Origin of the sequence: Streptomyces sp. DvalAA-43, assembly GCF_900091725.1 — a bacterium.
Taxonomy (GTDB): domain Bacteria; phylum Actinomycetota; class Actinomycetes; order Streptomycetales; family Streptomycetaceae; genus Streptomyces; species Streptomyces pulveraceus.
In genome coordinates this window covers 1-26,953 of the sequence record NZ_FMBW01000040.1, presented here as the reverse complement: position 1 = coordinate 26,953, position 26,953 = coordinate 1, and the positions used below count along the sequence as shown (strand labels likewise).

Annotated in this window: 21 protein-coding genes and 1 pseudogene; 11 read left to right on the top strand and 11 right to left on the bottom strand. The window is 71.8% G+C overall.

The annotated features are described in order from the left end of the window. The first annotated feature begins 167 nt into the window (after positions 1-167). Both metK and GA0115234_RS12685 read left to right on the top strand, forming a co-directional pair. Positions 168-1,376 carry a methionine adenosyltransferase gene (gene metK, locus GA0115234_RS12690; protein WP_093541028.1) on the top strand — a complete coding sequence of 403 codons (1,209 nt, stop codon included), beginning with the start codon at positions 168-170 and terminating at the stop codon, positions 1,374-1,376. Positions 1,377-1,503: 127 nt separating this feature from the next. Then, positions 1,504-3,641: pseudogene (locus GA0115234_RS12685) on the top strand (primosomal protein N'). A 65-nt stretch (positions 3,642-3,706) separates the two neighbouring features. On the opposite strand, the gene GA0115234_RS12680 reads toward GA0115234_RS12685, so the two are convergent. Further along, entirely contained in the window at positions 3,707-4,252 is a 546-nt protein-coding gene (locus GA0115234_RS12680) for a hypothetical protein (protein WP_093541027.1), read from the bottom strand. A gap of 229 nt (positions 4,253-4,481) precedes the next feature. Between GA0115234_RS12680 and fmt the strand changes: the two genes are divergently transcribed. The 4 genes from fmt to GA0115234_RS12660 all read left to right on the top strand — a co-directional run bounded on the left by fmt (position 4,482) and on the right by GA0115234_RS12660 (position 8,940). Next, positions 4,482-5,414 carry a methionyl-tRNA formyltransferase gene (gene fmt, locus GA0115234_RS12675; protein WP_093541026.1) on the top strand — a complete coding sequence of 311 codons (933 nt, stop codon included), beginning with the start codon at positions 4,482-4,484 and terminating at the stop codon, positions 5,412-5,414. 73 nt (positions 5,415-5,487) lie between these two features. Next, positions 5,488-6,921 carry an RsmB/NOP family class I SAM-dependent RNA methyltransferase gene (locus GA0115234_RS12670; protein WP_093541025.1) on the top strand — a complete coding sequence of 478 codons (1,434 nt, stop codon included), beginning with the start codon at positions 5,488-5,490 and terminating at the stop codon, positions 6,919-6,921. A gap of 166 nt (positions 6,922-7,087) precedes the next feature. Continuing rightward, entirely contained in the window at positions 7,088-7,771 is a 684-nt protein-coding gene (gene rpe / locus GA0115234_RS12665) for a ribulose-phosphate 3-epimerase (protein WP_093541024.1), read from the top strand. A 152-nt stretch (positions 7,772-7,923) separates the two neighbouring features. Next, positions 7,924-8,940: a sugar-binding transcriptional regulator gene (locus GA0115234_RS12660; protein ID WP_093541023.1), complete on the top strand. Its 1,017-nt coding sequence runs from the start codon at positions 7,924-7,926 to the stop codon at positions 8,938-8,940. A 109-nt stretch (positions 8,941-9,049) separates the two neighbouring features. On the opposite strand, the gene GA0115234_RS12655 is transcribed toward GA0115234_RS12660, so the two are convergent. Then, the gene (locus GA0115234_RS12655; protein WP_093541022.1) at positions 9,050-10,072 is read right to left on the bottom strand and encodes a terpene synthase family protein; all 1,023 of its coding nucleotides are present in this window, start codon (positions 10,070-10,072) and stop codon (positions 9,050-9,052) included. A 307-nt stretch (positions 10,073-10,379) separates the two neighbouring features. Here GA0115234_RS12655 and GA0115234_RS12650 point away from each other — a divergent pair, with 307 nt between their 5' ends. From GA0115234_RS12650 to GA0115234_RS12630, 5 genes are all read left to right on the top strand, one after another. Next, the gene (locus tag GA0115234_RS12650; protein ID WP_093541021.1) at positions 10,380-11,846 is read left to right on the top strand and encodes a GuaB1 family IMP dehydrogenase-related protein; all 1,467 of its coding nucleotides are present in this window, start codon (positions 10,380-10,382) and stop codon (positions 11,844-11,846) included. A gap of 198 nt (positions 11,847-12,044) precedes the next feature. Then, positions 12,045-13,502, top strand: a complete 1,458-nt coding sequence (locus GA0115234_RS12645) for an aldehyde dehydrogenase family protein (protein ID WP_093541020.1) — start codon at positions 12,045-12,047, stop codon at positions 13,500-13,502. A 111-nt stretch (positions 13,503-13,613) separates the two neighbouring features. After that, positions 13,614-14,069 (top strand): Lrp/AsnC family transcriptional regulator, encoded by a 456-nt coding sequence (locus tag GA0115234_RS12640; protein ID WP_093541019.1) that lies wholly within the window; start codon positions 13,614-13,616, stop codon positions 14,067-14,069. A gap of 191 nt (positions 14,070-14,260) precedes the next feature. Continuing rightward, the gene (locus GA0115234_RS12635; RefSeq protein ID WP_093541018.1) at positions 14,261-15,058 is read left to right on the top strand and encodes a carbon-nitrogen hydrolase family protein; all 798 of its coding nucleotides are present in this window, start codon (positions 14,261-14,263) and stop codon (positions 15,056-15,058) included. Between the two features lie 50 nt (positions 15,059-15,108). Next, positions 15,109-16,800, top strand: a complete 1,692-nt coding sequence (locus GA0115234_RS12630; protein WP_093541017.1) for a flavin monoamine oxidase family protein — start codon at positions 15,109-15,111, stop codon at positions 16,798-16,800. A 16-nt stretch (positions 16,801-16,816) separates the two neighbouring features. On the opposite strand, the gene GA0115234_RS12625 is transcribed toward GA0115234_RS12630, so the two are convergent. The 9 genes from GA0115234_RS12625 to GA0115234_RS12585 all read right to left on the bottom strand — a co-directional run. Then, a complete protein-coding gene (locus GA0115234_RS12625) occupies positions 16,817-17,665 on the bottom strand; it encodes a fumarylacetoacetate hydrolase family protein (RefSeq protein WP_093541016.1) in 849 nt (282 codons plus the stop codon). 48 nt (positions 17,666-17,713) lie between these two features. Beyond that, a complete protein-coding gene (locus GA0115234_RS12620) occupies positions 17,714-18,736 on the bottom strand; it encodes a hydroxyacid dehydrogenase (protein WP_093541015.1) in 1,023 nt (340 codons plus the stop codon). Continuing rightward, positions 18,720-19,775 carry a dihydrodipicolinate synthase family protein gene (locus GA0115234_RS12615; protein ID WP_093541014.1) on the bottom strand — a complete coding sequence of 352 codons (1,056 nt, stop codon included), beginning with the start codon at positions 19,773-19,775 and terminating at the stop codon, positions 18,720-18,722. Before GA0115234_RS12615 ends, GA0115234_RS12620 begins: the two co-directional genes overlap by 17 nt. 8 nt (positions 19,776-19,783) lie before the next feature. Beyond that, positions 19,784-20,812, bottom strand: coding sequence for an NAD-dependent epimerase/dehydratase family protein (locus GA0115234_RS12610; RefSeq protein ID WP_093541013.1), 1,029 nt, complete (start codon positions 20,810-20,812; stop codon positions 19,784-19,786). Between the two features lie 6 nt (positions 20,813-20,818). Beyond that, positions 20,819-21,766 (bottom strand): carbohydrate ABC transporter permease, encoded by a 948-nt coding sequence (locus GA0115234_RS12605; protein ID WP_093541012.1) that lies wholly within the window; start codon positions 21,764-21,766, stop codon positions 20,819-20,821. 2 nt (positions 21,767-21,768) lie between these two features. Next, positions 21,769-22,674: a carbohydrate ABC transporter permease gene (locus tag GA0115234_RS12600; protein WP_093541011.1), complete on the bottom strand. Its 906-nt coding sequence runs from the start codon at positions 22,672-22,674 to the stop codon at positions 21,769-21,771. Positions 22,675-22,782: 108 nt separating this feature from the next. Beyond that, a complete protein-coding gene (locus tag GA0115234_RS12595) occupies positions 22,783-24,039 on the bottom strand; it encodes an ABC transporter substrate-binding protein (RefSeq protein ID WP_093541010.1) in 1,257 nt (418 codons plus the stop codon). Between the two features lie 47 nt (positions 24,040-24,086). Next, on the bottom strand, positions 24,087-25,343 hold the full coding sequence (locus GA0115234_RS12590; RefSeq protein WP_093541009.1) for a Gfo/Idh/MocA family protein: 1,257 nt from the start codon (positions 25,341-25,343) through the stop codon (positions 24,087-24,089). A gap of 94 nt (positions 25,344-25,437) precedes the next feature. Continuing rightward, a partial coding sequence (locus GA0115234_RS12585) for a peptidase C14 (RefSeq protein WP_107405782.1) occupies positions 25,438-26,953 on the bottom strand: 1,516 nt, incomplete at its 5' end.

Genomic DNA, 26,953 nt, shown 5'->3' with positions numbered 1-26,953 from the left:
GCCCGCCTCGGCGGGCCGTGCCTCAGGTCACAGAACTCCCAAAGGGCGAGACACGCTGTCCGCCGGACGGAAGCGACCGATAAACTGACCCCGGACCATGCCGGGCGCAGCTCCCGGCCAGTCCGCCAAATGATCAGCCAGCAGCCGCTGCAACCCCAGGGAGCGATGTGTCCCGCCGTCTCTTCACCTCGGAATCCGTCACCGAGGGTCACCCCGACAAGATCGCTGACCAGATCAGCGACACCATTCTCGACGCGCTGCTCCGCGAGGACCCCCGGTCCCGCGTCGCCGTCGAGACCTTGATCACCACCGGTCTGGTGCATGTTGCGGGTGAGGTCACGACCAAGGCCTACGCCGACATCCCGACCCTCGTACGCAACAAGGTCCTGGAGATCGGCTACGACTCCTCCAAGAAGGGCTTCGACGGCGCCTCCTGCGGTGTCTCGGTGTCCATCGGAGCGCAGTCCCCCGACATCGCGCAGGGCGTCGACACCGCGTACGAGCAGCGGGTCGAGGGCGACGAGGACGAGCTCGACAAGCAGGGCGCCGGCGACCAGGGCCTGATGTTCGGCTACGCCTGCGACGAGACGCCCGAGCTCATGCCGCTCCCGATCCACCTCGCGCACCGGCTCTCCCGCCGGCTCTCCGAGGTCCGCAAGAACGGGACCATCCCGTACCTGCGCCCCGACGGCAAGACCCAGGTCACCATCGAGTACGACGGCGACAAGGCCGTCCGTCTCGACACGGTCGTCGTCTCCTCGCAGCACGCCAGCGACATCGACCTCGACTCGCTGCTCGCGCCCGACATCCGCGAGTTCGTCGTCGAGCACGTGCTCGGGCAGCTGATCGAGGACGGCATCAAGCTGGACACCGACGGCTACCGGCTGCTGGTCAACCCGACCGGGCGCTTCGAGATCGGGGGCCCGATGGGTGACGCCGGTCTGACCGGCCGCAAGATCATCATCGACACCTACGGCGGCATGGCCCGCCACGGCGGCGGCGCCTTCTCGGGCAAGGACCCGTCGAAGGTCGACCGCTCGGCCGCCTACGCCATGCGCTGGGTCGCCAAGAACGTCGTCGCCGCGGGCCTCGCCGCCCGTTGCGAGGTGCAGGTCGCGTACGCCATCGGCAAGGCCGAGCCGGTCGGTCTCTTCGTCGAGACGTTCGGCACCGCCGCCGTCGAGACCGAGAAGATCGAGCACGCCATCGGCGAGGTCTTCGACCTCCGCCCGGCCGCGATCATCCGCGACCTCGACCTGCTCCGCCCGATCTACGCCCAGACCGCGGCCTACGGCCACTTCGGCCGTGAGCTCCCCGACTTCACCTGGGAGCGCACCGACCGCGTGGACGCGCTGCGCGCGGCGGCCGGTCTGTAGGACCGCCGCTCCTTCGTCCGTACGCCGGGGCCCGGACACCGCACGCGGTGTCCGGGCCCCGGCACGTCCGGCCTCCGGCGCCGCCTCGTCGGGGCCGCTGTCGGTGGTGTCTGGTAGGTATGTGGCTGTGAGCAGCGACGACGAGCGATCCGAGGACCCCGGGGACGGGGCCCCGGAGCAGCTTGCGCTGATCCGGGAGACGGTACGGAAGGCCAAGGTGCCGCGGGCCAAGCCGCGGACCTGGCGCGGCGCCGCGCTCGCCAAGGAGCTGCCCGTCGCCCGGGTGCTGGTCAACAAGGGCGTGCTCCATCTCGACCAGTACTTCGACTACGCGGTGCCCGAGGAGCTCGACGCCGAGGCCCAGCCGGGGGTGCGGGTGCGGGTGCGCTTCGGGGCCGGGGGCGCCAGGTGCGCGGCGGCCGGCGCGAGGGCGGCGGGCTGATCGACGGCTTCCTGGTCGAACGGCGCGCCGAATCGGACTACCCCGGCGCCCTCGCGGCCCTCGCCTACGTCGTGTCGCCCGAGCCCGTGCTCGGGCCCGAGCTGCTCGCGCTCTCGCGCGCCGTCGCCGACCGGTACGCGGGCAGCCTCGCCGATGTGCTCCAGCTCGCCGTGCCGCCCCGGAACGGCAGGGCCGAGTCCAGACCCTCGCCCGAGCCGCTGCCGCCCCCGCCCGCGCCGTCGGCCGGGAGCTGGGAGCGGTACGCGCAGGGTCCGGCTTTCCTGCGGGCGCTGTCCGAGGGCGGTGCGCCCCGGGCCGTGTGGACGGCGCTGCCCGGACCCCACTGGCCCGAGGAGCTCGCCCGAGCCACGGCCGCGACCCTCGCGTCCGGGCGCGGCGCCCTCGTCGTCGTCCCCGACGGCCGCACCGCGGGGCGGGTGGACGCCGCGCTCACCGCACTGCTCGGCCCGGGACGCCACGCCCTGCTGACCGCCGACTCCGGCCCGGAGAAGCGCTACCGCGAGTGGCTCGCCGTACGGCGCGGCTCGGTGCGGGCGGTCGTCGGGACCAGGGCGGCGATGTTCGCCCCGGTCGCCGACCTCGGCCTGGTCGCCGTCTGGGACGACGGGGACGCCAGCCACAGCGACGACAACGCCCCCTTCCCGCACGTCCGCGAGGTCCTCGAACTACGGGCCGCGCACGGCCGGTGCGCGTTCCTGCTCGGCGGTACGAACTGCACGGTGGAGGCCGCCCAGCTGGTGGAGAGCGGCTGGGCGCTGCCGCTGCGCGCGGACCGGGAGCAGCTGCGGATCGCGGCACCCCTGGTGCGCACGGTCGACGACGGGGAGCTGGCGCGCGACGGCGCGGCGCGCGCCGCGCGGCTGCCCAGCCTGGCCTGGCAGACGGTACGGGACGGGCTGCGCCGCGGCCCGGTCCTGGTCCAGGTGCCACGCCGGGGATACGCGCCGCGGCTGGCCTGTGAGCGCTGCCGCGAGCCCGCCCGGTGCCGGCACTGCGCCGGACCGCTCCAGGCGCCGGACCAGCGGGATCTCGACTGCGCCTGGTGCGGGCGGCCCGAGACCGCCTGGCACTGCGCCGCCTGCGGCTCCAACCGGCTCCGGGCCCGGATCGTCGGCGCCCGCCGGACGGCCGAGGAGCTGGGCCGGGCCTTTCCCGCCGTGCCGGTGCGGACGTCGGGCCGCGACCACATCCTCGACTCGGTGCCGGACGCGCCCGCGCTGGTCGTCAGCACCCCCGGCGCCGAGCCCGTCGCCGACGGTGGCTACGCGGCCGCGCTGTTGCTGGACGGCTGGGCGATGGTCGGCCGCCCCGATCTGCGGGCGGGCGAGGAGGCGCTGCGCCGCTGGACGGCGGCGGCCGCGCTGGTGCGCGGGCAGCCGGAGGGCGGCACGGTGGTGGTCGTCGCCGAGCCGACGCTGAGGCCCGTACAGGCCCTGGTGCGCTGGGACCCGGTCGGGCACGCCCGCCGTGAGCTGGCGGAGCGGGCCGAGCTCGGCTTTCCCCCGGTGTCCCGGATGGCTTCGGTGACCGGCACGCCGGAGGCGCTGGCCACGTTTCTCGCGGCGGCCGCACTGCCGCCGGAGGCCGAGGTGCTGGGTCCGGTGCCGGTGACCGGACCGGGCAGGCCCCGCAGGCCCGGGGACGCACCGCCGGGCGAGACCTGGCAACGGGCGCTGCTCAGGGTGCCGCCGGGCAGCGGGGCGGCGCTCGCGGCCGCGCTGAAGGCCGCGCAAGCGGCGCGGATGTCCCGGGGGAACGCCGAGCAGGTCCGGATCAGGGTGGACCCGCCGGACATCGGATGACGGCGCGGACATACGGCTGCCCCGCCGTGCGTCGGGCGCGGCGGGGCAGGGGACGGGCGGGGTGGTCAGCCGTTGCGCGGGCCTGGGAAGGCGCCGGGGCGCAGGTCCTCGCGCAGTGACGGGCGGTCCGCCGATGGCTGCGGCGGCATGGAGCGTGCGGCGGGTACGGCGGGCAGCGCGGGTGCGTTGCCGGAGCCGGGCACGACGGGCAGGGTGCGCGGCACGGCGCCCTCCCCGGCGGTCTCGGCCCCCGGCTGCCGGGCGTTGCGGCGTGCGCCGTAGCGGCGGTGCACGGCCTGCTTGGTGACCCCGAGCGCGGAGCCCACCGCGTCCCAGGAGAAGCCCAGCGAGCGGTCGAAGTCGACCGCGGCGGTGACCAGGGTCTCGACGCTGTCGCGCAGTTCCTGGGCCAGCCTGACGGTGGGGGCCGGGGCCCTGCCGTAGACGACGAAGCCCGTGGACGGGCCGGAGCGGCGCGGACGGTAGACGTTGCCCAGTTGGGCGGTGAGCGTGCGCAGCGCGTCCACCTGCCGCCGGACCCGCTCGATGTCCCGCACCAACAGATGCAGACTGGCCCTCGCTTGGGCGTCGTGGGTTGCGTGGTCGGCCATGAAGAAGCCTCTCGAACCGGCGTTGAAAGGGATCGGGCCGCACCATGGCGGCTCGCTTCGGTCAATCTCTCTTGACCAACGCCTCAGCCGTGGATCTGGTCACGCTTCAGGGGCGCGTGCGCCCTTCAAAGGGGCGCACGGCCATGCGTACGCCCCCCGGCCGCCCGGCCCATAGACTTGTGCGTTGCTCGTCACCGCACGTTTCGGCCCGAGAGGCAGTCAGCCACCCATGAAGCTCGTCTTCGCAGGCACCCCCGAGGTAGCCGTACCCGCCCTGGACGCCCTGATCGCCTCCGACCGGCACGAGGTGGCCGCCGTGGTGACCCGGCCCGACGCCCCCGCCGGGCGGGGCCGCCGTCTGGTCGCCAGCCCGGTCGCCGAGCGCGCCGAGGAGGCCGGCATCGAGGTGCTCAAGCCCGCCCGGCCGCGCGAGGCGGACTTCCTCGCCCGGCTGCGGGAGATCGCCCCGGACTGCTGCCCGGTCGTCGCCTACGGGGCGCTGCTCCCCAAGGAGGCGCTCGCCGTCCCCGCCCGTGGCTGGGTCAACCTCCACTTCTCGCTGCTGCCCGCCTGGCGCGGCGCGGCCCCGGTGCAGCACTCGGTCATGGCCGGGGACGAGGTGACCGGCGCGTCGACCTTCCTGATCGAGGAGGGGCTCGACTCCGGCCCGGTGTACGGCGTCCTCACCGAGGAGGTGCGCCCCACCGACACCAGCGGCGATCTGCTCACCCGGCTGGCGTTCGCCGGCGCGGGACTGCTCGTCGCGACGATGGACGGCATCGAGGACGGCACCCTGCACGCCGTGCCCCAGCCGGCCGAGGGAGTCACCCTCGCACCGAAGATCACCGTCGAGGACGCCCAGGTGCGGTGGTCGGCGCCCGCCCTGCGGGTCGACCGGGTGGTGCGCGGCTGCACCCCCGCTCCCGGCGCGTGGACGCTGTTCCGCGGCGAGCGCCTCAAGCTGATCCAGGCGGTCCCCGTCCTGGACCGCACCGACCTGGCGCCCGGCGAGCTCTCGGCGGCCAAGAACAACGTGTACGTGGGCACCGGATCGCACGCGGTCGAGCTGCTCTGGGTCCAGCCCCAGGGCAAGAAGCCGATGCGGGCCGCGGACTGGGCGCGCGGGGTGCGGATCGCCCACGGCGAGCTGCTGGGGAGCTGAGGCCCGCCGGGCCCGGGGCGGCGACGTAGGCTGGGAGGGTTCGCCCCCTCACCATCAGCGGAGCACCTTCCACGTGAACGACCAGCAGCCTCGCCGTCCCGCCAAGCCGCACCGCCGCCCCAAGAAGGACCCGGTCCGGTTCCTCGCCTTCGAGGCACTCAGGGCCGTCGACGAACGGGACGCCTACGCCAACCTCGTCCTGCCCCCGCTGCTGAAGAAGGCCCGTGCCAAGGGCGACTTCGACAACCGGGACGCGGCGCTGGCGACCGAGCTGGTCTACGGCACGCTGCGCCGCCAGGGGACGTACGACGCGATCGTCGCGGCCTGCATCGACCGGCCGCTGCGGGAGGTCGACCCGCCGGTCCTGGACGTGCTGAACATGGGCGTGCACCAGCTGCTGGGCACCCGTATCCCCACCCACGCGGCGGTCTCCGCCAGCGTGGAGCTGGCCCGGGTGGTGCTCGGCGAGGGCCGGGCCAAGTTCGTCAACGCCGTGCTGCGCAAGGTCTCCGCGGACGATCTCGACGGCTGGGTGGCCAAGGTGGCCCCGTCGTACGAGGAGGACGCCGAGGACCACCTCGCGGTCGTGCACTCGCATCCGCGCTGGATCGTCTCGGCGCTGTGGGACGCGCTGGGCGGCGGCCGCGCCGGGATCGAGGACCTCCTCGAAGCGGACAACGAGCGGCCCGAGGTCACCCTGGTCGCCCGCCCCGGCCGCTCCACCACCGACGAGCTGCTCACCGCCCTCGGCGACGAGAACGGCCTGCCGGGCCGCTGGTCGCCGTATGCCGTACGGATGGCGGAGGGCGGCGAGCCCGGCGCGCTGACCGCCGTCCAGGAGGGCCGGGCCGGGGTCCAGGACGAGGGCAGCCAGCTGGTGGCCGCGGCCCTCGCCGCCGCACCGGTGGAGGGCCGTGACAGCCGTTGGCTCGACGGCTGCGCGGGTCCCGGCGGCAAGGCCGCCCTGCTCGCCGCGCTCGCCGCCGAACGGGGCGCCGCCCTGCTCGCCGCCGAGAAGCAGCCGCACCGGGCCCGTCTCGTCGAGCGCGCACTGGCCGGCAACCCCGGCCCGTACCAGGTGATCACCGCCGACGGCACCCGGCCGCCGTGGTCGGCCGGCAGCTTCGACCGGGTCCTGATGGACGTGCCGTGCTCGGGCCTCGGCGCCCTGCGCCGCCGCCCCGAGGCGCGCTGGCGCCGCCGCAAGGAGGACCTGGAGAATTTCGCGCCGCTCCAACGCGCCCTGCTGCGCGAGGCGTTGAGCGCGGTACGGGTCGGCGGCGTGGTCGGCTACGCGACCTGCTCGCCGCATCTCGCGGAGACCCGGGTCGTCGTCGACGACGTGCTCAAGGGGCGCGGCGGCCGGCCCGTCGAGGCCGAGTGGGTGGACGCCCGCCCGCTGATGCCGGGCGTGCCCGCGCTGGGCGACGGCCCCGACGTCCAGCTGTGGCCGCATCTGCACGGCACGGACGCGATGTACCTGGCCCTGCTGCGGCGCACCGCCTGAGAGCCTGTCGCGATGCGCCCCGGGCGGCCCCGCGTACCACCGGGCCGCCCGAAACGCCCGTATCGCGCTGCCGGAGGGCCTCGATCGCGCGAACTGTAATGATCCCGTGAGGCTTTGGCCCGCACCGCGGCGGGGAAGCGGCGCGGAACATGGCAGGCTTGGGGGCATGGCCCAGATCAACCCCAGCATCCTGTCCGCCGACTTCTCCCGTCTCGCCGAGGAGGCGAAGGCGGTCGAAGGCGCCGACTGGCTCCATGTCGATGTGATGGACAACCACTTCGTGCCCAATCTGACACTCGGCGTGCCGATCGTCGAATCGCTCAGCCGGGCCACGGACACCCCGCTGGACTGCCATCTGATGATCGAGGACCCGGACCGCTGGGCTCCCCAGTACGTCGAGGCCGGTGCCGGTTCCGTGACCTTCCACGCGGAGGCCGCGGCGGCCCCGGTGCGGCTGGCGCGGGAGATCCGGGCCAAGGGCGCCCGCGCCTCGATGGCGCTCAAGCCCGCGACGCCCATCGAGCCGTACGAGGACCTGCTCCCCGAGCTCGACATGTTGCTGATCATGACGGTGGAGCCGGGCTTCGGCGGCCAGGCCTTCCTGGACATCATGCTGCCGAAGATCCGCCGCACCCGTGAGCTGATCTCCAAGCACGGTCTGGAGCTGTGGCTCCAGGTCGACGGCGGCGTCTCCGCCGCCACCATCGAGCGGTGCGCCGAGGCCGGGGCGGACGTCTTCGTCGCGGGTTCCGCGGTCTACGGGGCGGCGGACCCGGCCGAAGCGGTGCGGTCCCTGCGTGACCGGGCGGCCGGGGCCACCGCCTCGGCGGCCTGGGCGTGCGGCCACTGACGCCGGAGACGGCCTCCGTCCGCGCTTGCGGGTCGGTGGGGCCAAGGGCAGATGAACTCGGTCCGACGGGACCGATCAGGGAACGCCGGATCTGACAGGATGAACGGCGTATCGAGAGTGTGAACAGCAGTGAGGAGATCGCGGTGTCTGCAATGTCGGCGGGACGGTCCGCCCTGCGGATGGGGCCCGCGGAGCTGGTGCAGGCGGCGGCCATGGCCCGCCGCTTCTACCTTGAGGGAAAGTCGAAGATCCAGATCGCCGAGGAGTTCGGCGTCAGCCGCTTCAAGGTGGCCCGGGTCCTGGAGACGGCCCTTGAGCGCGACCTCGTACGGATCGAGATCCGCGTCCCCGCCGAACTGGACGCCGAGCGCTCCGACGCGCTCCGGGCCCGCTACGGGCTGCGCCACGCGGTCGTCGTCGAATCCCCGGCCGAGGAACAGGACGACGCACCCGACCCGGAGAACCTGGGCGAGGTCGCGGCCGATCTCCTCGGCGAACTGGTGAACGAAGGCGATGTGCTGGGTCTGGCCTGGGGCCGCTCCACCATCCACATGGCCGCGGCGCTCGACCGGCTGCCGCCCTGCACGGTCGTGCAGCTCACCGGGGTGTACGACGCGGGGACGGCCGAGCGCGGCTCCGTGGAGGCGGTCCGGCGGGCCGCCCAGGTCTCCGGCGGCGAGGCCCACCCCATCTATGCGCCGATGCTGCTGCCCGACCCGGCCACGGCCGCCGCGCTGCGCCACCAGACCGGTATCGCCCGCGCCTTCGACTACTTCGACAAGGTGACGGTCGCGGCGGTCTCCATCGGCTCCTGGGAGCCGGGCATCTCGACCGTCCACGACATGCTCAGCGACGAGGAGCGGGCGCACTACGCCTCGCTCGGCGTCGCGGCGGAGATGTCGGCGCACCTCTTCGACACCGAGGGGCGGCGGGTCGGCCGGGACCTGGGGGAGCGGTGCATCACGGTCGAGGCCGACCGGCTGCGCCGGATCCCCGAGGTGGTGGCGATCGCGGGCGGTCAGCGCAAGGCCGCGGCGATCGGGGCGGTGCTGCGGTCCGGGCTCGTCACCAGCCTGGTGACGGACACGGCGGCGGCCGACTATCTGCTGACGGAGTCGGCGGCGCCGCAGCGGCCGGCACTGGAGCGGGCCGACCCGGACGGGGACTGAGCGGTCCCGGGGGCGGTGACCGCCGCCCCCGGTACACGGTGGACAGCGGACGGCCCGGACAGCGCACAGGCTGTCCGGGCCGTCCGCTCCGGTGGCCCGGTCCGACGGTTCAGTCCGAGGCCACGCCCAGGACCGTCGCCTCCAGGTACTCCTCCGGCTCCTCGTACTGGCTCACATCGGCCGGGTTGTAGCGCGGGGTCTCCCGCGACCAGTCGAGGTTGCCGCGCATCCAGCTCCGCATGCCGTCCAGGTACGGCGTGAGCATCCAGGACAGCTGCGGATACGCGGCCAGCAGCTCCGCCTCGGCGGTGAGGAAGCGCTCCGTCTCCGTGGTGATCTCCGCGCAGACGTGTTCGAGCGCCTGCCGCTCGCCGTAGCCCCGATGGTGCCGGACCAGGTGGACGAGGTTGTGGATCTCGCCGAGCACCTGTTCCTTCTCGTACGAGTACACGTCGTTGGCCCAGCACACGACGTTGCACGAGGCTTCCAGCGCGGTGATGAACCGGGAGTCGTTGTGGATCGACTCGGGAGCCTCGATCCCGGCCACGATCTCTATCAGGTCCATGCAGACATGTATCGCCCCGGTGTGACGACGCTTGGCGATGTACGTCGCCTCGGACGGCACCACTCCGGCGGCCCGGTTCCCCGCCTCCCACGTGGTGGCCGTCGTGAGATACGTGGTGAGGTGCCAGCCGAACCGGGTGCGCCAGTGCGCGGCGGCGGACGGAGTGGTCCGCTCCCACAGATCGGCCAGGGCGACCACCGCGGCGGGAAGCCGCCCGTCCGGCAGGGCACCCGGGGTGTCGCCCTCGATCACGGTCCGCATCAGGCCGACCACGTCCCGCACCCGCTCCGGGCTGCGGCCGAGATGACCGTCGTCGAGCTGGTCGTCGACGAGAAACAGCCAGACGAACCAGTCGGCGACGAGGTCGAGATTCTTGCTGTCGGCGGTCGGGTACACCATGCCGACGAACGAGCCGAAGTCCGCCTGGACGAAGCGGTCCCTGGCCGAATCGCGGTGCACCAGACCGGTGTTGCGCGTCCATTCGTCGAGGTGGACTCTGGTGTGCCCGACGTGCGGGTTGGTGCGCTGGGGGAACGGGCAGTAGATGTCCGGCAGTTCGCTCTCCACGGGTGGGTCGTGATCCTCTCCGGTCGTACGGATGACGGAAGTTGTGACCCTTCCGGCTGTTCCCCCGGGGCGCAGACGACACCCACGGGACCTGCGGGTTTGAAGCTACCGGACCCCTTGTGGCCAGGTCCAGGGAAGATGATCGGGAATGATTCGAACGTCCTTCGGGTAGGGTCCGCCGGCAAGGCAGGTTCCACTTGCCCGGGACTCCCGCCCGGTTCCTTCGGAGGAACATACGAACGCGGGTGTCTTTTGTTGTGTCTTCGTGGAAGCGACCTGCTCCGTTTCGTGTGAAAAAATGAGCGATATGCGTTTCCTTGAGCCCGGTACTGGTCGTTACACAGAGTCCCCTTCGGTCCCGTACGACCTCACCTACGACGACGTCTTCATGGTCCCGGGCCGTTCGGCAGTCGGTTCCCGCCAGGGTGTCGACCTCTCCTCGCCCGACGGCACCGGCACCACCATCCCGCTCGTCGTCGCGAACATGACGGCCATCGCGGGCCGCCGGATGGCCGAAACGATCGCCCGCCGCGGTGGGCTCGTCGTCATCCCGCAGGACATCCCGATCGAGGTCGTCACCGACGTCATCTCCTGGGTGAAGACGCGCCACCTGGTGCTCGACACACCGATCGTGCTGGCCCCGGGCCAGACGGTCGCCGACGCCCTGTCGCTGCTGCCCAAGCGCGCGCACGGCGCGGGCGTCGTCGTCGACGAGGAGCGGCGCCCCGTCGGCGTCGTCACCGAGCACGACCTGGCCGGCGTCGACCGCTTCACCCAGCTCTCCGAGGTCATGTCCAAGGACCTGGTGCTGCTGGACGCGGACATCGACCCGCGCGACGCGTTCAACAAGCTGGACGGTGCCAACCGCAAGCTCGCCCCCGCGGTCGACGCCGAGGGCCGGCTCGTCGGCATCCTCACCCGTAAGGCCGCACTGCGCGCCACCCTGTACACCCCCGCCACCGACGCCGACGGCAGGCTGCGGATCGCCGCCGCCGTCGGGATCAACGGTGATGTCGCGGGCAAGGCCAAGCAGCTCCTCGACGCGGGCGTCGACACGCTCGTCGTGGACACCGCCCACGGCCACCAGGAGTCCATGATCAGCGCGGTCCGGGCCGTGCGCGCGCTCGACCCGCAGGTCCCGATCGTCGCGGGCAACATCGTCGCCGCCGAGGGCGTGCGCGACCTCGTCGAGGCCGGCGCGGACATCATCAAGGTCGGTGTCGGACCCGGCGCCATGTGCACCACCCGGATGATGACCGGTGTGGGCCGGCCGCAGTTCTCGGCCGTCCTGGAGTGCGCCGCCGAGGCGAAGAAGTACGGCAAGCACGTCTGGGCGGACGGCGGCGTCCGGCACCCGCGCGATGTCGCCATGGCGCTCGCCGCGGGCGCGTCCAATGTGATGATCGGCTCCTGGTTCGCCGGTACGTACGAGTCGCCCGGCGACCTCCAGCAGTCCGCCGACGGCCGCTTCTACAAGGAGTCCTTCGGCATGGCGTCCGCGCGCGCCGTGAAGAACCGCACCTCCGACGAGTCCGCGTACGACCGGGCCCGCAAGGCGCTCTTCGAGGAGGGCATCTCCACCTCGCGGATGTTCCTCGACCCGGCCAGGCCCGGCGTCGAGGACCTGATCGACTCGATCATCGCGGGCGTCCGTTCCTCCTGCACCTACGCCGGTGCGGCCTCCCTGGCGGAGTTCGCCGAGAAGGCGGTCGTCGGGGTGCAGAGCGCCGCCGGATACGCCGAGGGCAAGCCGCTGCACGCCAGCTGGAGTTGATCCCCGGATCACGCGACACCGATGCCCCTCCGAGCCGTTCGGGCCCGGAGGGGCATCGGCGTTTTCCGGGGTCCTGGCCGGGTGGCACGGATGTCCGGTTCCGTGTCCCGGCAGGCGCGGCGATCAGCTTCAACCCCTTTGGAATGTAAGTAACATGAAGCCCAGTCAGCCGCCCGTTCCTCTGTGGTAAGGGATCTCATGTCCTTCTTCACCGACCTGGCCCATCAGTACATCGACGGAGAGTGGAGGCCGGGCAAGGGCTCCTGGGACATCATCGACTTCAATCCGTACAACGGTGAGAAGCTCGCCTCGATCACGGTGGCCACGGCCGACGAGGTGGACCAGGCCTACCGGTGCGCGCAGGACGCCCAGCGGGCCTGGGGCGACACCAACCCGTACGACCGCCGGATGGTGCTGGAGAGGGCGCTGCGCATCGTCGAGGAGCGCGAGGCCGAGATCGGTGACGCGATCGTCGCGGAGCTGGGCGGCACCCGGCTGAAGGCGGCCTTCGAGCTGCATCTCGCCAAGGAGTTCCTGCGCGAGTCGGTCCAGCTCGCGCTGCGGCCCTCCGGACAGATACTGCCCTCGCCGACCGAGGGCAAGGAGAACCGTGTCTACCGGGTGCCCGTCGGAGTCGTCGGCGTCATCAGCCCGTTCAACTTCCCGTTCCTGCTGTCGCTGAAGTCGGTCGCCCCCGCCCTGGCCCTCGGCAACGCGGTGGTGCTCAAGCCGCACCAGAACACCCCGGTCTGCGGTGGCACGCTGGTGGCGAAGGTGTTCGAGGAGGCCGGGCTGCCGGCCGGTCTCCTGAACGTCGTGGTCACCGACATCGCCGAGATCGGCGACGCCCTGCTGGAGCACCCCGTACCGCAGGTCATCTCCTTCACGGGCTCGGACAAGGTGGGGCGGCACGTCGCCACGGTGTGCGCGGCGAACCTCAAGCGCGCCGTGCTCGAACTGGGCGGCAACAGCGCGCTGATCGTCCTCGACGACGCCGATCTGGACTACGCCGTGGACGCGGCCGTGTTCAGCCGGTACGTGCACCAGGGCCAGGTCTGCATGGCCGCCAACCGGATCCTGGTCGACCGGGCGGTGGAGAAGGAGTTCACCGAGAAGTTCGTCGCCAAGGTCGCCTCGCTGCCGGTCGGCGACCCGGCCGCCCCGGGGACCGTGATCGGCCCGCTGATCAACTCCACGCAGGCCGAGGCCATTTCCTCGCTCGTCGAGCAGGCCGTGGCGGCCGGTGCGACGGCCCTGCTGCACGGCCGGGCCGAGGGCAACCTGGTGAGCCCGTCCGTGCTGACCGACCTGGCCGCCGATTCCCCCGTGCTGTCCCAGGAGATCTTCGGCCCGGTCGCGCTCCTCGTGCCCTTCGACGGCGAGGACGAGGCGGTGCGGATCGCCAACGACACCCCGTACGGCCTCAGCGGCGCGGTGCACACCGGCGACATCGAGCGCGGCGTACGGATCGGGCAGCGGATCCACACCGGCATGATCCACATCAACGACGGCACGGTCCACGACGAGCCGATCGTCCCCTTCGGCGGCGAGAAGAGCTCGGGTCTCGGCCGGCTGAACGGCGACGCCATGGTCGACGCCTTCACCACCCAGAAGTGGATCTCGGTGCAGTACGGCCGCTCGCGCTTCCCGTTCTGACCGGTCACGCCCCGCGGTGAGCGCGCCCGGCCGGGCGCGCCATGGTCTACTTCGGGGGCGGCCCGCGCCGCCCCCGACACCGGCCCATCGCAGAGAAGTGAACCGCCCGACGTGCGCCTGAACGACCTCGACGAACGCATCGTCCACGCCCTCGCCGAAGACGCCCGGCGCTCCTACGCGGACATCGGCGCGATGATCGGCCTCTCCGCGCCCGCCGTGAAGCGCCGGGTGGACCGGCTGCGCGCCGAGGGCGCCATCACCGGCTTCACGGTCCGGGTGGACCCGGCGGCGCTGGGCTGGGAGACCGAGGGCTTCATCGAGATCTACTGCAGCCGCAACACCTCGCCGGAGGCGATCAAACAGGGGCTGGCGCGCTATCCGGAGATCGCCTCGGCCTCCACCGTCACGGGCGAGGCCGACGCGATCGTGCAGGTCTTCGCCGCGGACATGCGCCACTTCGAGCAGGTCCTGGAACGGATCGCGGGCGAGCCGTACGTGGAGCGGACGAAATCCGTACTGGTGCTCTCACCGCTGCTGCGGCGCTACTCCTCGGGCGCGCCGGACTGAGCGCCGTCCCGCATGAGACCTGAATCACCCTTTTGACCTGCGAAGACGCCCCACGCAACGAATCGCCGCGCACGGTGGTGGGCGCGCAATGGATCGACGGTGCACGCGCAATGGTCGCGTCTTGTAGGGCGCGGGCGGCGGACCGTACCTTCGATACGTCCCCGTCCCGCCCGCACCGTCCGAGGTCAGCCATGCCGCCGTTGCGCACCGCCCTGCTCCAGAACTCCGGACGTCCCGGGCACGTGGACGAGAACATCGAGGTGCTCGACGGTGCGGCACGGCGCGCGGCCGACGCCGGGGCGCGGCTCCTGGTCTGCCCCGAGCTGTTCCTGACCGGCTACGCGATCGGGGCCGAGATGGACCGGCTGGCCGAGCCGGCCGACGGGCCGGCCGCCCTGGCCGTAGGCGAGATCGCCGACCGGCACGGGCTCGCCGTCCTCTACGGCTACCCCGAGCGCGCCGGTGAGCGGATCTTCAACGCCGCACAGCTCATCGGCCCGGACGGGACCCCGCTCGCCAACTACCGCAAGACCCACCTCTTCGGCGCCTTCGAGCACGAGTGGTTCACCCCGGGCGAGCAGGCCGTGGTCCAGGCCGAACTGGACGGCGTACGCATCGGGATCATGATCTGCTACGACGTCGAGTTCCCGGAGAACGTCCGCGCCCACGCCCTCGCGGGCACCGATCTGCTGCTGGCGCCCACCGCCCAGATGCACCCCTTCCAGTTCGTCGCCGAGTCCCTCGTCCCGGTCCGCGCCTTCGAGAACCAGATGTACATCGCGTACGTCAACCGGACCGGTCCCGAGGGCGAGTTCGAGTTCGTCGGGCTGAGCTGCCTGGCCGGTCCCGACGGCGCCGTCCGCACCCGCGCCGGACGCGGCAAGGAACTGGTCGTCGGTGAGGTGGACCCCGCGCTGCTGAGCGCCTCGCGGACCGCCAACCCGTATCTGCGCGACCGCCGCCCCGGTCTGTACGGCTCCCTCGTCTGAGCCCGCCCGCCCCGTTCCCCCTCTTCACCCGCGCAAGGAGTCCGCACCCCATGACGTCCACGGTGCCCAACGCCGTCCAGCACACCGACGCCACCGAACCGATCACCATGTTCGGGCCGGACTTCCCCTACGCGTACGACGACTTCCTGGCGCACCCCGCCGGGATCGGGCAGATACCCGCGACCGGGCACGGCACCGAGGTCGCCGTCATCGGCGGGGGGCTCTCCGGCATCGTCGCCGCGTACGAGCTGATGAAGATGGGGCTCAGGCCCGTCGTCTACGAGGCGGACGAGATCGGCGGCCGGCTGCGCACCGTCGGCTTCGACGGCTGCGATCCCGAGCTCACCGCCGAGATGGGCGCGATGCGCTTCCCGCCGTCCTCCACCGCGCTCCAGCACTACATCGACCTGGTCGGCCTGGAGACCAGGCCGTTCCCCAACCCGCTCTCCGCGGCCACCCCGTCGACCGTCGTCGACCTCAAGGGCGAGTCGCACTACGCGCGGACCATCGACGACCTGCCGCAGGTCTACCGCGATGTGATGGACGCCTGGAACCGGTGCCTGGAGGAGGGCGCGGACTTCTCCGACATGAACCGCGCCATGCGCGAGCGCGACGTGCCGCGCATCCGGGAGATCTGGGCGAAGCTCGTCCAGAAGCTCGACAACCAGACCTTCTACGGATTCCTCTGCGACTCCGACGCCTTCAAGTCCTTCCGGCACCGGGAGATCTTCGGCCAGGTCGGCTTCGGCACCGGCGGCTGGGACACCGACTTCCCCAACTCCATCCTGGAGATCCTCCGCGTCGTCTACACCGAGGCCGACGACCACCACCGGGGCATCGTCGGCGGCAGCCAGCAACTCCCGCTGCGGCTCTGGGACCGCGAGCCGCAGAAGATCGTCCACTGGCCGCTCGGCACATCGCTGTCCTCGCTGCACGACGGCACGCCGCGCCCCGCCGTGACCCGGCTCAACCGCACCGCCGGGAACCGGATCACCGTCACCGACGCCGACGGCGACATCCGTACCTACCCGGCCGCGATCTTCACCGGGCAGTCCTGGCTGCTGCTCTCCAAGATCGACTGCGACGACGCGCTCTTCCCGATCGACCACTGGACGGCGATGGAGCGCACCCACTACATGGAGTCGTCCAAGCTCTTCGTCCCCGTCGACCGGCCGTTCTGGCTGGACGAGGACGAGGCGACGGGGCGCGACACCATGTCGATGACGCTCACCGACCGGATGACCCGGGGAACGTATCTGCTGGACGACGGCCCCGACCGGCCCGCCGTCATCTGCCTCTCGTACACCTGGTGCGACGACAGCCTGAAGTGGCTGCCGCTCTCCCCGAACGAGCGCATGGACGTCATGCTCAAGTCGCTCGGCGAGATCTACCCGGACGTCGACATCAGGAAGCACATCATCGGCAACCCTGTGACCGTCTCCTGGGAGAACGAGCCCTGGTTCATGGGCGCGTTCAAGGCCAACCTGCCGGGCCACTACCGTTACCAGCGGCGGCTGTTCACCCACTTCATGCAGGACCGGCTGCCCGCCGACCGCCGGGGCCTGTTCCTCGCGGGCGACGACATCTCCTGGACGGCCGGGTGGGCCGAGGGCGCCGTACAGACCGCGCTCAACGCCGTCTGGGGCGTGATGACCCAGTTCGGCGGCGCGACCGACGCGACGAACCCCGGCCCCGGCGACGTCTTCGACGACATCGCCCCGGTCGAACTCCCGGAGGACTGAGCGGCCCCGGGTCCCGTTACGCGGGCCGGCAGACGCTGCGCTGCCGGCCGAGGCCCGAGATCTCGACCTCCATCACATCGCCCGCCCCCAGGTAGGGGAAGCGGCCGGAGAGCGCCACGCCCTGCGGGGTACCGGTGTTGACGATGTCACCGGGCTCCAGCACCAGGTACTGCGACAGATGGTGCACCAGGTGCGCCACGCTGAAGATCATGTCCGCGGTGACGGAGTCCTGCCGGGGCTCGCCGTTGACGTAGCTGCGCAGCCGGAGCTGCTGCGGGTCGCCGACCTCGTCGGCCGTCACCAGCACCGGGCCCAGCGGGTTGAACGTGGCGCAGCTCTTGCCCTTGGACCACTGGCCGCCCGACTCCTCCAGCTGGAAGGCCCGTTCGGAGACGTCGTTGCTGACGGCGTAGCCCGCGATGTGCGCGGCGGCGTCGGCGGGGGAGTCCAGGTAGGAGGCGCGGCGGCCGATGACGACGGCCAGCTCCACCTCCCAGTCCGTCTTCTTCGAGCCGCGCGGGATCAGCACGTCGTCGTACGGGCCGACGACGGTGTTCGGTGACTTGTAGAAGAGGATCGGCTGCTCGGGCGGCTCGGCACCGGACTCCGCCGCGTGGGCCGCGTAGTTCTGGCCGATGCAGAGCAGCGCGGAGGGGCGGGCCACGGGGGCGCCGATCCGCCGGCCCGTGATGTCGATCTCCGGGAGCACCGGCTCGGCGGGCACCAGGTGCGGGTTGTCGGCGAGCGCGGCGAGGAACGCGCCGTCGATGTCGTCGGTGATGCCGGACAGGTCGTAGTGACGGCCCTCGGGGCAGACGAGGACCGGGCGCTCCTGGCCCGGCTCGCCGATGCGCATCAGTCGCATGAAGTGAAATCTCCTGATCGGTACGGGGGGCGAGGGCTCGGTGAGCCCTCAGTGCAGACGGGTGAGGGCGTCGGCGGTGACGGCGTGCACCGGGGGACGTCCGGCGAGCAGCCGCAGCACCTCGTTGACGGCGCTGGCGCCCAGCCGCTGCCGGCACTCGACGCTGCCCGCCGCCTGGTGCGGGGTGAGCAGCACGTTGGGCAGCGAACGGAACGGGTGGTCGGCGGGCAGCGGTTCGGCGTCGAACACGTCGATCGCCGCGTCCAGCCGGCCCGGGGCCAGTTCGGCGAGGAGCGCGTCCTCGTCCACCAGCCACGACCTGGCGGTGTTCACCAGACCCGCCCCGTCCGGCATCAGCGCCAGCTGCTCGGCGCCGATCATCCGGTGGGTCTCCTCGGTGACCGGTGCGTGCACGGCCACGATCCTGCTGCGCGAGAGCAGCGTTTCGAGGGGTACGGACTCCACACCGAGCGCCTCGGCGTCCGCGGCGGACAGATACGGGTCGGTGACGCTCACCCGCGCGCCCATCGCCCGCACCAGGGCGATGTAGGCGCGCCCGGTGCGGGAGGCACCGATCACGCCGATGTCGCTGCCGTGGATCTCGTGGCGCGGCGGGGCCTCGCTCGCCGCCGCCCACTCCAGACCACCGCGCAGCGCGTGGTCGAAGCGCTGGATGCGGTGCAGCAGCGAGAGCGTGAAGGCGAGGGCCACCTCGGCGACCGGGCGGGCCATCTCGTCACCGGCCTGGGTGACCAGGATGCCGCGCCGGAACACCTCCTCGGTGACATAGGGCGCGACCGCCGAACCGGTGTGCGCCACCAGCTCCAGCCGGTCGGCCGAGGCGAGCAGCCCGGCGTCCACCTTGGGCGCCCGCCACGAGGTGATCAGCGCCCGGGCGCCGGGCAGCGCGGCCGTGACCGCCGCCCGGTCGGAGTGCTCGTCGACGACGGTGAGTTCGGCGGCCCGCTCCAGCTCCCGCCACACCTCGGCGGTGAAGAACTGGGCCCGCAGGCCCGGCGGTACGGCGACGACCACCCGGGAGCGGTCGGCAGGGTCAGGAGAGCCAGGCATCGAGGTGCTCCGCAACGAAGGCGTCATCGGTCAGCCAAGGGTAGGCCGCGGCCACCCGGCTGATCTCCTCGGCCTGTCCGGGGGAGAGCGTCTCGGCCGGGTCCAGGCACCGGATGTTCGCCAACAGGCCCTGGCGGCGCAGCACTTCGTGCACCCCGGCGATGCAGCCGCGGAACGCGCCGCGCACATCGAAGACCGCGCTGTTGGCATCGGTCAGCTCGGGGCGCCGGGCCAGACAGCGCACCATCGCCTCGTGGTCCCCGCCGCGCGCCCTGCGGACATCCTCCAGGAGCGTCACCGCGGAGCCGGTCCACACGGCCCACTGGCCGAGGAGCCCGCCCGCGAACCAGCGCTCGGTGCCGCCCGCCGTCTCGTACGGGGTGAGCAGATCACCGATGATGTCGTCGTCGTTTCCGGTGTACAGCGCCACCTCGTCGGCCCGGTCGGCGGCGGCCACGGCGCGTACGACATCGGCGGTGCGGTAGCGGTCGAACGGGGCGATCTTCACCGCGGCCGTGTTCGGCAGATCGGTGAACGACGACCAGAAGTGCGGCGACAGATACCGTCCGCCGACGGCCTCCTGGAGGTAGAAGCCGATCACCGGCAGCACCTCGCCGACCGCCCGTGCCCGCTCCAGCAGGCCCTTCTCGTCCGCGCCGGGCACGGCCGGGCTGAGCAGCACCGCGTCGTAGCCGAGTCCGGCGGCGGTCTCCGCCTCGGCGACGGCCTGGGCCGTGTAGCCGCAGGCACCGGCGACCTTGATGAACGGGCGGCCGGCCTCGGCGTCGATCGTCTCGGCGGCGAGTTCCAGCACCGGCCGGAACAGGCCGACCTCCGGCTCGCGGATCTCGAACTGGGTGGTGTGCACGGCGACGGCGACGCCGCCCGCGCCCGAGGCGAGGTAGTAGCGGGTCAGCGCCCGCTGCCGGCGCTCGTCGAAGGAGCCGTCGTCGTGCAGGGCGAGCGGGTGCGCGGGGATCACGGCACCCTGGGCGAGCGCGTCCAGGGCGGGGGTCGACGCGAGGGAGGGAGTGGACATGGAGTGGATCAGAACCTTCCGTCACGGACCTGGAACTTGGTGGGCTTGCCGGACAGCGGCAGCCCGCGGCGCAGCCAGTCGGCCTGCCACTCGACGAGGGTGCGCAGGGCGACGTCCGGGTAGCCGAACAGCGCGTGGCAGCGGCTCGCGTCGGAGAGCAGCGCGGTGGGCGCCTCCTCGCCGGCCAGCACCGGCTCCTTGCCGAACTCCTCGCCGAACCACTGGGCGATCCGGCGCACCGAAGCGGTCTCGGGGCCGGTGAGGTTGAGGGTGAACGCCTCGCCGTCGGTGGCGTGCAGCAGCGAGCGCAGCGCGACCTCGTTGGCGTACCCCTGCCACACCACGTTGGCATGACCGGTCGTCACATCGACGGGCTCGCCCGCCTGTACGCGGTAGGCGATGTCGGCGAGGACGCCGTAGCGCAGATCGACCGCGTAGTTGAGGCGGATGTTGGCGACCCTGGTGCCACGGGTCAGCGCCGCGTGGCCGAAGATCCGCTCCCGGCCCAGGCAGGACATGGCGTACTCGCCGACCGGGCCGACCGGGCCGCTCTCGGTGCAGCCGCCGGAGGCGACCGGGACCAGCGGATACACATTCCCGGTGGAGAACGCGGCGATCCGCGCCCCCGACCAGCGGCGCGCCACCCGGTCCGGCATCGCGGCGTTCACCGCCCAGGCGTGCGAAGGAGCCCCGGCGGAGCCGAACTTGGCACCGACCATGAAGACGACGTTCCCGGCGTCCGGCAGTTCGGCCAGGTCGGCGGCGGGGTCCATCAGGTCGAAGGCGACGGTGGAGACCCCGGCGGCCTCCAGCTCGTCGGCGGCGGACTTGTCGGACCAGCGGGAGACCGCGTACACGGTCACGTCCTGGCGGCCCGCGGCGTCCAGCGCCCGGCGGGCCAGCCGGCAGAGGCTGGGGCCCATCTTGCCGCCGGCGCCGAGCACCAGCAGATCGCCTTCGAGGCGGCCGAGATCGGCGACGAGCGCGGGGGAGGGGGTGGCGAGCCGCTCTTCGAGCGCGGCCTCATCGGTGAACATTCGTAGCTATCCCTTGATTCCGGACGCGGTGACGCCCTCGGTGAAGTAGCGCTGGCCCACCATGTACGCGGCGAAGATGGGCACGAACGCGATGACGGAGCCGGAGAGCACCACATTGAGCGGCACGTTCTGCTGCTGGAGCGAGGCGATGCCGACGGTCAGGGTGCGCATGTCGGTGGACTGGCCGATGACCAGCGGCCACAGGAAGTCGTTCCAGTGCCACAGGAAGACGAAGACGCCGAGCGTGGCCAGGATCGGCTTCAGCAGCGGCAGCACGATCCGGTAGAAGATCTGCCACTCGTTGCAGCCGTCCAGCCGGGCCGCCTCGAAGAGCTCGTCCGGCAGCCCCTGGATGAACTGCCGCATCAGGAACACCGCCTGGGCGTTGGCGAGGGTCGGCACGATCAGACCCCAGTACGTGTCCACGCCGCCCAGCTTCGCGATCATCGCGAAGGTCGGGATCATCGTGACGTGGTACGGGACCATCACCATCGACAGGAACGACCAGAACATCGTCTCCCGGCCCGGGAAGCGCTTCTTGGCGAAGGCGTACCCGGCGAGCGAGGCGAGCAGCAGCACGCCGACGACCGAGACCACCGAGTAGATCAGCGTGTTGAGCAGCCAGCGTGGCACGTCCTGGGCGTTCATGACGGTGTCGTACGCCTCGCCGGTCAGCGGCCAGGGCAGCAGGCTGCCGGGGAACTCGACCGCCGCGGACGGCTTCAGGGAGAGCACGACCATCGCGTAGAACGGGAAGATCGTCACGAGCGCGGCCACCGTCAGCAGGACGGCGCGGCCGATCCGGCCGGCCCGGGTGGGCCGCATGCCGTACGGGACGGTGTCCTGCTCCGAGAGCTTGCGCAGCTTGCGTTCGGCGCGGCGGGCGGCCCGGTCGGGGGCCGCGGGGGCCTTCGCCTCGGGCGGGGCCTCGGTCTGGGCGGGTGCTGCGGTCATGGTCACTGGTCCTTCCCGATCACGAGCCGCTGGATCACCGCGACCACCACGGTCAGCGCGAAGAGCGCGACGCCGATGGCGGAGGCGTAACCCAGGTCGAAGTACTTGAAGCCCGCGTCGTAGAGCTGGAAGACGAGCGTGTAGCTGGCGTTGGCGGGGCCGCCGCCGGTCATCGTGTAGACCGCGTCGAAGACCTGGAACGAGGCCGTCGTCTCGATCACGGCGAGGAAGAACAGGGCGGGCTTGAGCTGCGGCAGCACGATGTACCGGAACCGCTGCCAGGGGCCGGCGCCGTCGGTGAGGGCCGCCTCCTCCAGCTCACGCGGGATGTCCTGCATCCGGGCCAGCAGGATGAGCATCCCGTACCCGAAGCGGGACCAGACGCCGACGATCGCGAGCGCGGGCAGCACCAGCACGTCGTCGGAGAGCCAGGAGCCCTCGGACATCCCGAACCAGCTCATCAGGGTGGACCAGGGCCCGCCGGTCGAGAAGATCCAGACGAAGACGGTGGCGGCCAGCACCAGCGAGGTGACGACCGGCAGGAAGAACACCGAACGGAAGAACTTGGCGCCGCGGAACGCGCGGCGGGTGATCAGCGCCAGGGACACCGAGGCGATCAGCGTGCCCGGCACCGCGAGCACCGTGTAGAGGACGGTGACCTTGAGCGCCTGCCAGAACAGCGGGTCGTCCCACAGGCGGGTGAAGTTGTCCAGCCCGATGAAGCTGCCGCCGCCCGTGAGGGAGTAGTCGGTGAAGCTCATCAGCACCCCGGCGATGCCCGGACCGAACCGGAACGCCAGGAAGAGCAGGAAACACGGAAGGACGAAGAGCAGGCCGATCCGGGCCTCGCGGCGCGCCTGCGGCCCGCTGCGACGGCCCCGGCGGGTTGGTTCCGCGACGACTGCCACGGGGATCTCCTTGCGGTACGGGGGAATTGCGGGGGTGGGGGCGGGGAATGCCCCGGGGAGGAGCGGTATCGGGGTCCGGGTGCGGCCGGACCCCGATACCGCGCCCGATCAGCGGCCGAGCATCGCCTGAGCGGCCTTCTGCGCGGCGTTCAGCGCCTCCTGCGGGCTCTTCTTGCCCAGCAGCGCCGCCTGGATCTCCGGCGCGAGGACGCCCTGGACCTCACGGGCCTTGTCCTGGAGCGGGCCCACGGTCATGCTCGGCAGGGTGGCGCCGACCGCCGTCTGAAGGGCGTCGCCCGGGTACAGGTCGCCGCCGGACTCGCGGGCCGGGAAGTAGCCCGCGGCCTTCTGCAGACCGGCCGCGTTCTTCGACTCGGCGACGAAGTTCAGCCAGTCGCCGGTGTTCTTCTTGTCGGCGCCCTTCAGCATCGACAGCGCGCCGACCGTGCCGTAGCCGACCGACTTCGCGTCCTTCAGCGGCGGCTGGACGACGATGTTCTCCTTGCCCCAGAACGGCTCGACGTCCGCCGGGGTGTTCTGCCAGGTGCAGGCGATCTTGCCCTTGGCGGTCGGGGTCTGCTCCAGCTTGGGCGTGGTGGTGACCAGGTCCTTGTCGGTGTAGCCGCCGTCCACGAGCTTCTTCAGGTACGTCAGCGCCTTGACGCCGGCCGCGTCGTTGAAGGTGACCGTCTTGCCGTCCTCGGAGAAGACGTCGCCGCCGGCCTGCCACAGCAGCGGGTAGAAGGTCATGTTCAGGGTCTGCTGGGTGTCACCGCTGTAGCTGGTGGCGTAGTAGCCCTTCGCCTTCAACTCGGGGGCCAGCGCCTCCAGGTCCGCCCAGCTCGTCGGGTAGGTCTTCTCACCGATCGCGGCGAACACCCGCTTGTCGCAGATCAGCGGGTTGGCGCTGGTCAGGATCGGGGTGCCGAGCGCCTTGCCGTCGACCGTGACCGACTTCAGGGCGAAGTCCGTGTAGTCCGACTTGGCGTCGGCCGGCATGTAGTCGTCGGCCGGGACGATGTTCTTGGCGTACTTCGGCAGCTGGTCCGGGATCAGGTAGACCGCGTCCGGGCCCTTGCCGGAGGCGATCGCGGTGGCCAGCGCGGTGTCGCGGTTGGCCCACGGGAAGGTCTCCACCTTCACCGTGACGCCCTTGTGCTCCTTCTCGAACGCCTTGACCAGGCCGTCCCAGTACGCCTTGTTCTTGGCCTCGTCGAAGATGACCGGGTAGGTCCACATGGTGACGGTGTTGCCGTCGCTGCCGCTGCCGGAACAGCCGGCCAGCGCACCGACCGCGAGCGCGGTCGCCAGCACGGGGGCGGCTACGGCGCGGACTCTGGAACGGCGGGTGAGAAGACGGGACATGAGCTGGTCCTCCGAGGACGTGAGGGTGGGGCCGGGAAGAGTGGGGGTCACGTGGCCGGGACCGTCTGGACGGTGCCGGTGTGCCGGGCGCGTTCGGCGGCGAACGCCGCGAGATGGCTGCCGAGCGAGGTGGCGGGACCGGAGCGGACCGCCCCGGGGTCACCCGTGGCGACGGCGGTGACGAACGCCTCGACGAGCGCGGCGTCCCCGCCACCGTGCCCGTCCGCCGCGTTCGAACCGGACGCGCCGAGTTCATGGACGGTGGTCTCGCCGGTCCGGAAGTCCTGGACCGTGACCCGCTCGCCGTCACCGGTCAGCCAGCCGTGCGAACCGAAGATCCGGGTCTGGCGGTGCGTCTGCTCGGTGAACGCCACCATCTGGAAGGTCGCGGTCACCCCGTCCGTCAGCTGCATGGCGAGCACCTGGTGGTCGACCACGTCGTTGTCGCCGCGGTACGCGCAGACGCCGTACGGGCCCTCGCGCAGCGCCTGCACGAGACCGGCCTCGTCGGTCGCCTCGGTGACATGGGTGACCGGCCAGACCGCGCCCTTCTCGCGCAGCGTCGGCATGTACAGCTTCAGGGCGCTGTACGGGCAGTCGGCCTCGACCGCACAGTCGAGGCAGCGATCGGCGGACCCGGCCGGGGCGTTCTCCGGACGGAAGTGCTTCAGCCCGCCGAAGCTGGACACCCGCTCGATCCGGCCGCCCATCACATAGGTGATCCAGTCCAGGTCGTGGCAGGACTTGGCGAGCAGCATCGGCGAGGAGTCCTTCTCGCTGCGCCAGGGCCCGCGCACATAGCTGTGGGCGTAGTGCCACCAGCCGACCGGCTCCAGATGGTCGAGGGAGACCAGCTGACCGAGCACACCGGAGTCCACGACCTCCTTCACCAGGTCGGTGTACGGGGTGTACCGCATGACGTGGCACACCGCGAACAGGACCCCGGCCCGCTCCACGCCCTCGACGATCCGCCGGGTCTCCTCCTCGGTCGGGGCGAGGGGCTTCTCGGAGAGGATCGCGTAACCGGCCTCGGCCAGGGCCAGCACCGGCTCCACATGGAAGCGGTCCTGGGTGGCGACGACGACGGCGTCGGCGATGCGGTTCTCGACCAGCGGCCGCCAGTCGTCGAACTCCACGGGTGCGCCGGCGGCGGCCCGCGCCGCGTGGCGCGGATCGGCGACGGCGACGAGCTCGGCGCGCTCGGGGTGCGCCTTGATCCACTCGGCGTACGTCAGACCGCGGTTGCCGGCGCCGACGAGCGCGACCCGTACGGGCCGGCCGGTGATCGGGGTATGCGTGGACACGGGAATCCCTGGTGCTCGATGGGTCAGGGCCTCTCGTCCGGACCGGGGCGCGGGCCGGAGTCCGGGACGGTCCGGACGAGAGGTCCTGAGGTGGTCAGATGCGCAGCGTGGCCGCGGTGTGGGCGACGCGGTCGCCCTCGTCCGGCAGCGCGGTGCGCTCGGTGCCGTCCTCGACGCAGCCGGTGTGCAGCAGGTGGCTGTCGCCGGTGAACGCCGCGGGCCGCAGTTCGAGCCGGCCGCCGGTGAAGGTGGAGCCGGTGGCCCGGTAGCGGTTGGGGCCCTCGGTGACCAGCAGATGGGCGGTGCCCTTGGGCGCGGCCGAGTCGAGGCCGGACAGCTGCCAGTCGACGGTCCGTCCGGAGCCGGTACGGGCGAGCAGGGCGCCGTCCTTGTTGGTGCCGCTCAGCCGGGTGCCGTCGACACGCAGCCGCTGGTCCTTCGCCGAGGTCAGCTTCAGCCCGGTGTCGCGGAGTTCGCCGCCCAGGACGGTGATGTCGGTGTGGGCGAGCGAGACCGGGGCGGTGTCCTTGGAGCCGGTCAGGGTGCACTGGTCCAGGGTGAGCGGGCCGGTGCCGTTGAACACCGCGCCGTCGACGCCCTTCAGGGTGGAGCGCTGGAGGGTGAGCGGTGCGGTGACATTGGCCTGGGTGATCTCCGCGCCCGCCGCGAACGCGAACGAGGAGTCGGCGATCACGTTGGGGCGGGCGGAGAGGTCGGAGGCCCGGGAGACGATCAGCGGGCCCGTGGCCGTACAGCCGCGCATCTGCACCCCGTCGGCGTTGACCCAGAGCATCCCGGAGCCTGCGAGGGACTTCTTGCCGATGACCAGGACGTCCTCCAGGGTCAGATCGGTGATCTTGACCCGGGCCACGAACCAGGAGCAGGCGTGCCGGCGTACGGTGATCCGCTTGGCCCGGCCGCCCCAGGCCGCACCGGAGTTGGCGAAGGTCATCAGGCCGGAGTTGCCGGTGTAGACGAGGTCGTGCTCGAACTGGCCGTGCGTCACGAACGGGCCCTCGTCGTCACCGTCGCCGTGGCAGTTGGTGACGTAGCAGTAGGCGGAGGCCGTGAAGTCGTTGAGATGACGGGCGTTGGAGGTGTGACAGTCCTCCACGTGCCCGTACAGGCAGTAGATCTGCTGGGTGAGATAGCCCGCGCCGCCGTAGGTGACGGACTTCGGATTGGTCAGCGAGCACTGCTCGGTGCGGTAGTACGTGCACCAGCGGCGCATCACCACCGGCCAGAAGGTGCCGATGGCCTCGATCCCGGAGACGTCGCAGCGCACCGCGTACTCGTACGCGACCGGGTGCGAGCCGGTCATCTCGTCCTCGCCCCAGCCCTCGAAGACCATGTTGCGGACGTGGGCGCGGTCGACGGGCTCGACGCGGGTCCAGGTCAGTGTGCGGCCCGCGGCCAGGTCCCAGCCGATCTGGTAGTTGACCCGGATGTGCGTCGCGTCGACGACCTCGGTGACCTGGACGAGCCGCTGGATCTCCTTCTCGTACTTCCCGGCCAGCGCGTTGATCTCCACGGCCCACCACTGGCCCACGGCGAACTTCGACGAGTCACCGACCTCGAAGAGGTCCGACAGGTCCGGCATCGCCGCGCTC

Bases quoted from the DNA above. Each gene is read 5' to 3' on its own strand.
- GA0115234_RS12660 (WP_093541023.1), top strand. From the start codon at position 7,924: ATGTCGGCGGGACGGTCCGCCCTGCGGATGGGGCCCGCGGAGCTGGTG.
- GA0115234_RS12625 (WP_093541016.1), bottom strand. From the start codon at position 17,665: ATGCGACTGATGCGCATCGGCGAGCCGGGCCAGGAGCGCCCGGTCCTC.
- fmt (WP_093541026.1), top strand. From the start codon at position 4,482: ATGAAGCTCGTCTTCGCAGGCACCCCCGAGGTAGCCGTACCCGCCCTG.
- GA0115234_RS12635 (WP_093541018.1), top strand. From the start codon at position 14,261: ATGCCGCCGTTGCGCACCGCCCTGCTCCAGAACTCCGGACGTCCCGGG.
- GA0115234_RS12650 (WP_093541021.1), top strand. From the start codon at position 10,380: ATGCGTTTCCTTGAGCCCGGTACTGGTCGTTACACAGAGTCCCCTTCG.
- GA0115234_RS12645 (WP_093541020.1), top strand. From the start codon at position 12,045: ATGTCCTTCTTCACCGACCTGGCCCATCAGTACATCGACGGAGAGTGG.
- GA0115234_RS12620 (WP_093541015.1), bottom strand. From the start codon at position 18,736: ATGCCTGGCTCTCCTGACCCTGCCGACCGCTCCCGGGTGGTCGTCGCC.
- GA0115234_RS12630 (WP_093541017.1), top strand. From the start codon at position 15,109: ATGACGTCCACGGTGCCCAACGCCGTCCAGCACACCGACGCCACCGAA.
- GA0115234_RS12605 (WP_093541012.1), bottom strand. From the start codon at position 21,766: ATGACCGCAGCACCCGCCCAGACCGAGGCCCCGCCCGAGGCGAAGGCC.
- GA0115234_RS12680 (WP_093541027.1), bottom strand. From the start codon at position 4,252: ATGGCCGACCACGCAACCCACGACGCCCAAGCGAGGGCCAGTCTGCAT.
- rpe (WP_093541024.1), top strand. From the start codon at position 7,088: ATGGCCCAGATCAACCCCAGCATCCTGTCCGCCGACTTCTCCCGTCTC.
- GA0115234_RS12595 (WP_093541010.1), bottom strand. From the start codon at position 24,039: ATGTCCCGTCTTCTCACCCGCCGTTCCAGAGTCCGCGCCGTAGCCGCC.
- GA0115234_RS12615 (WP_093541014.1), bottom strand. From the start codon at position 19,775: ATGTCCACTCCCTCCCTCGCGTCGACCCCCGCCCTGGACGCGCTCGCC.
- GA0115234_RS12610 (WP_093541013.1), bottom strand. From the start codon at position 20,812: ATGTTCACCGATGAGGCCGCGCTCGAAGAGCGGCTCGCCACCCCCTCC.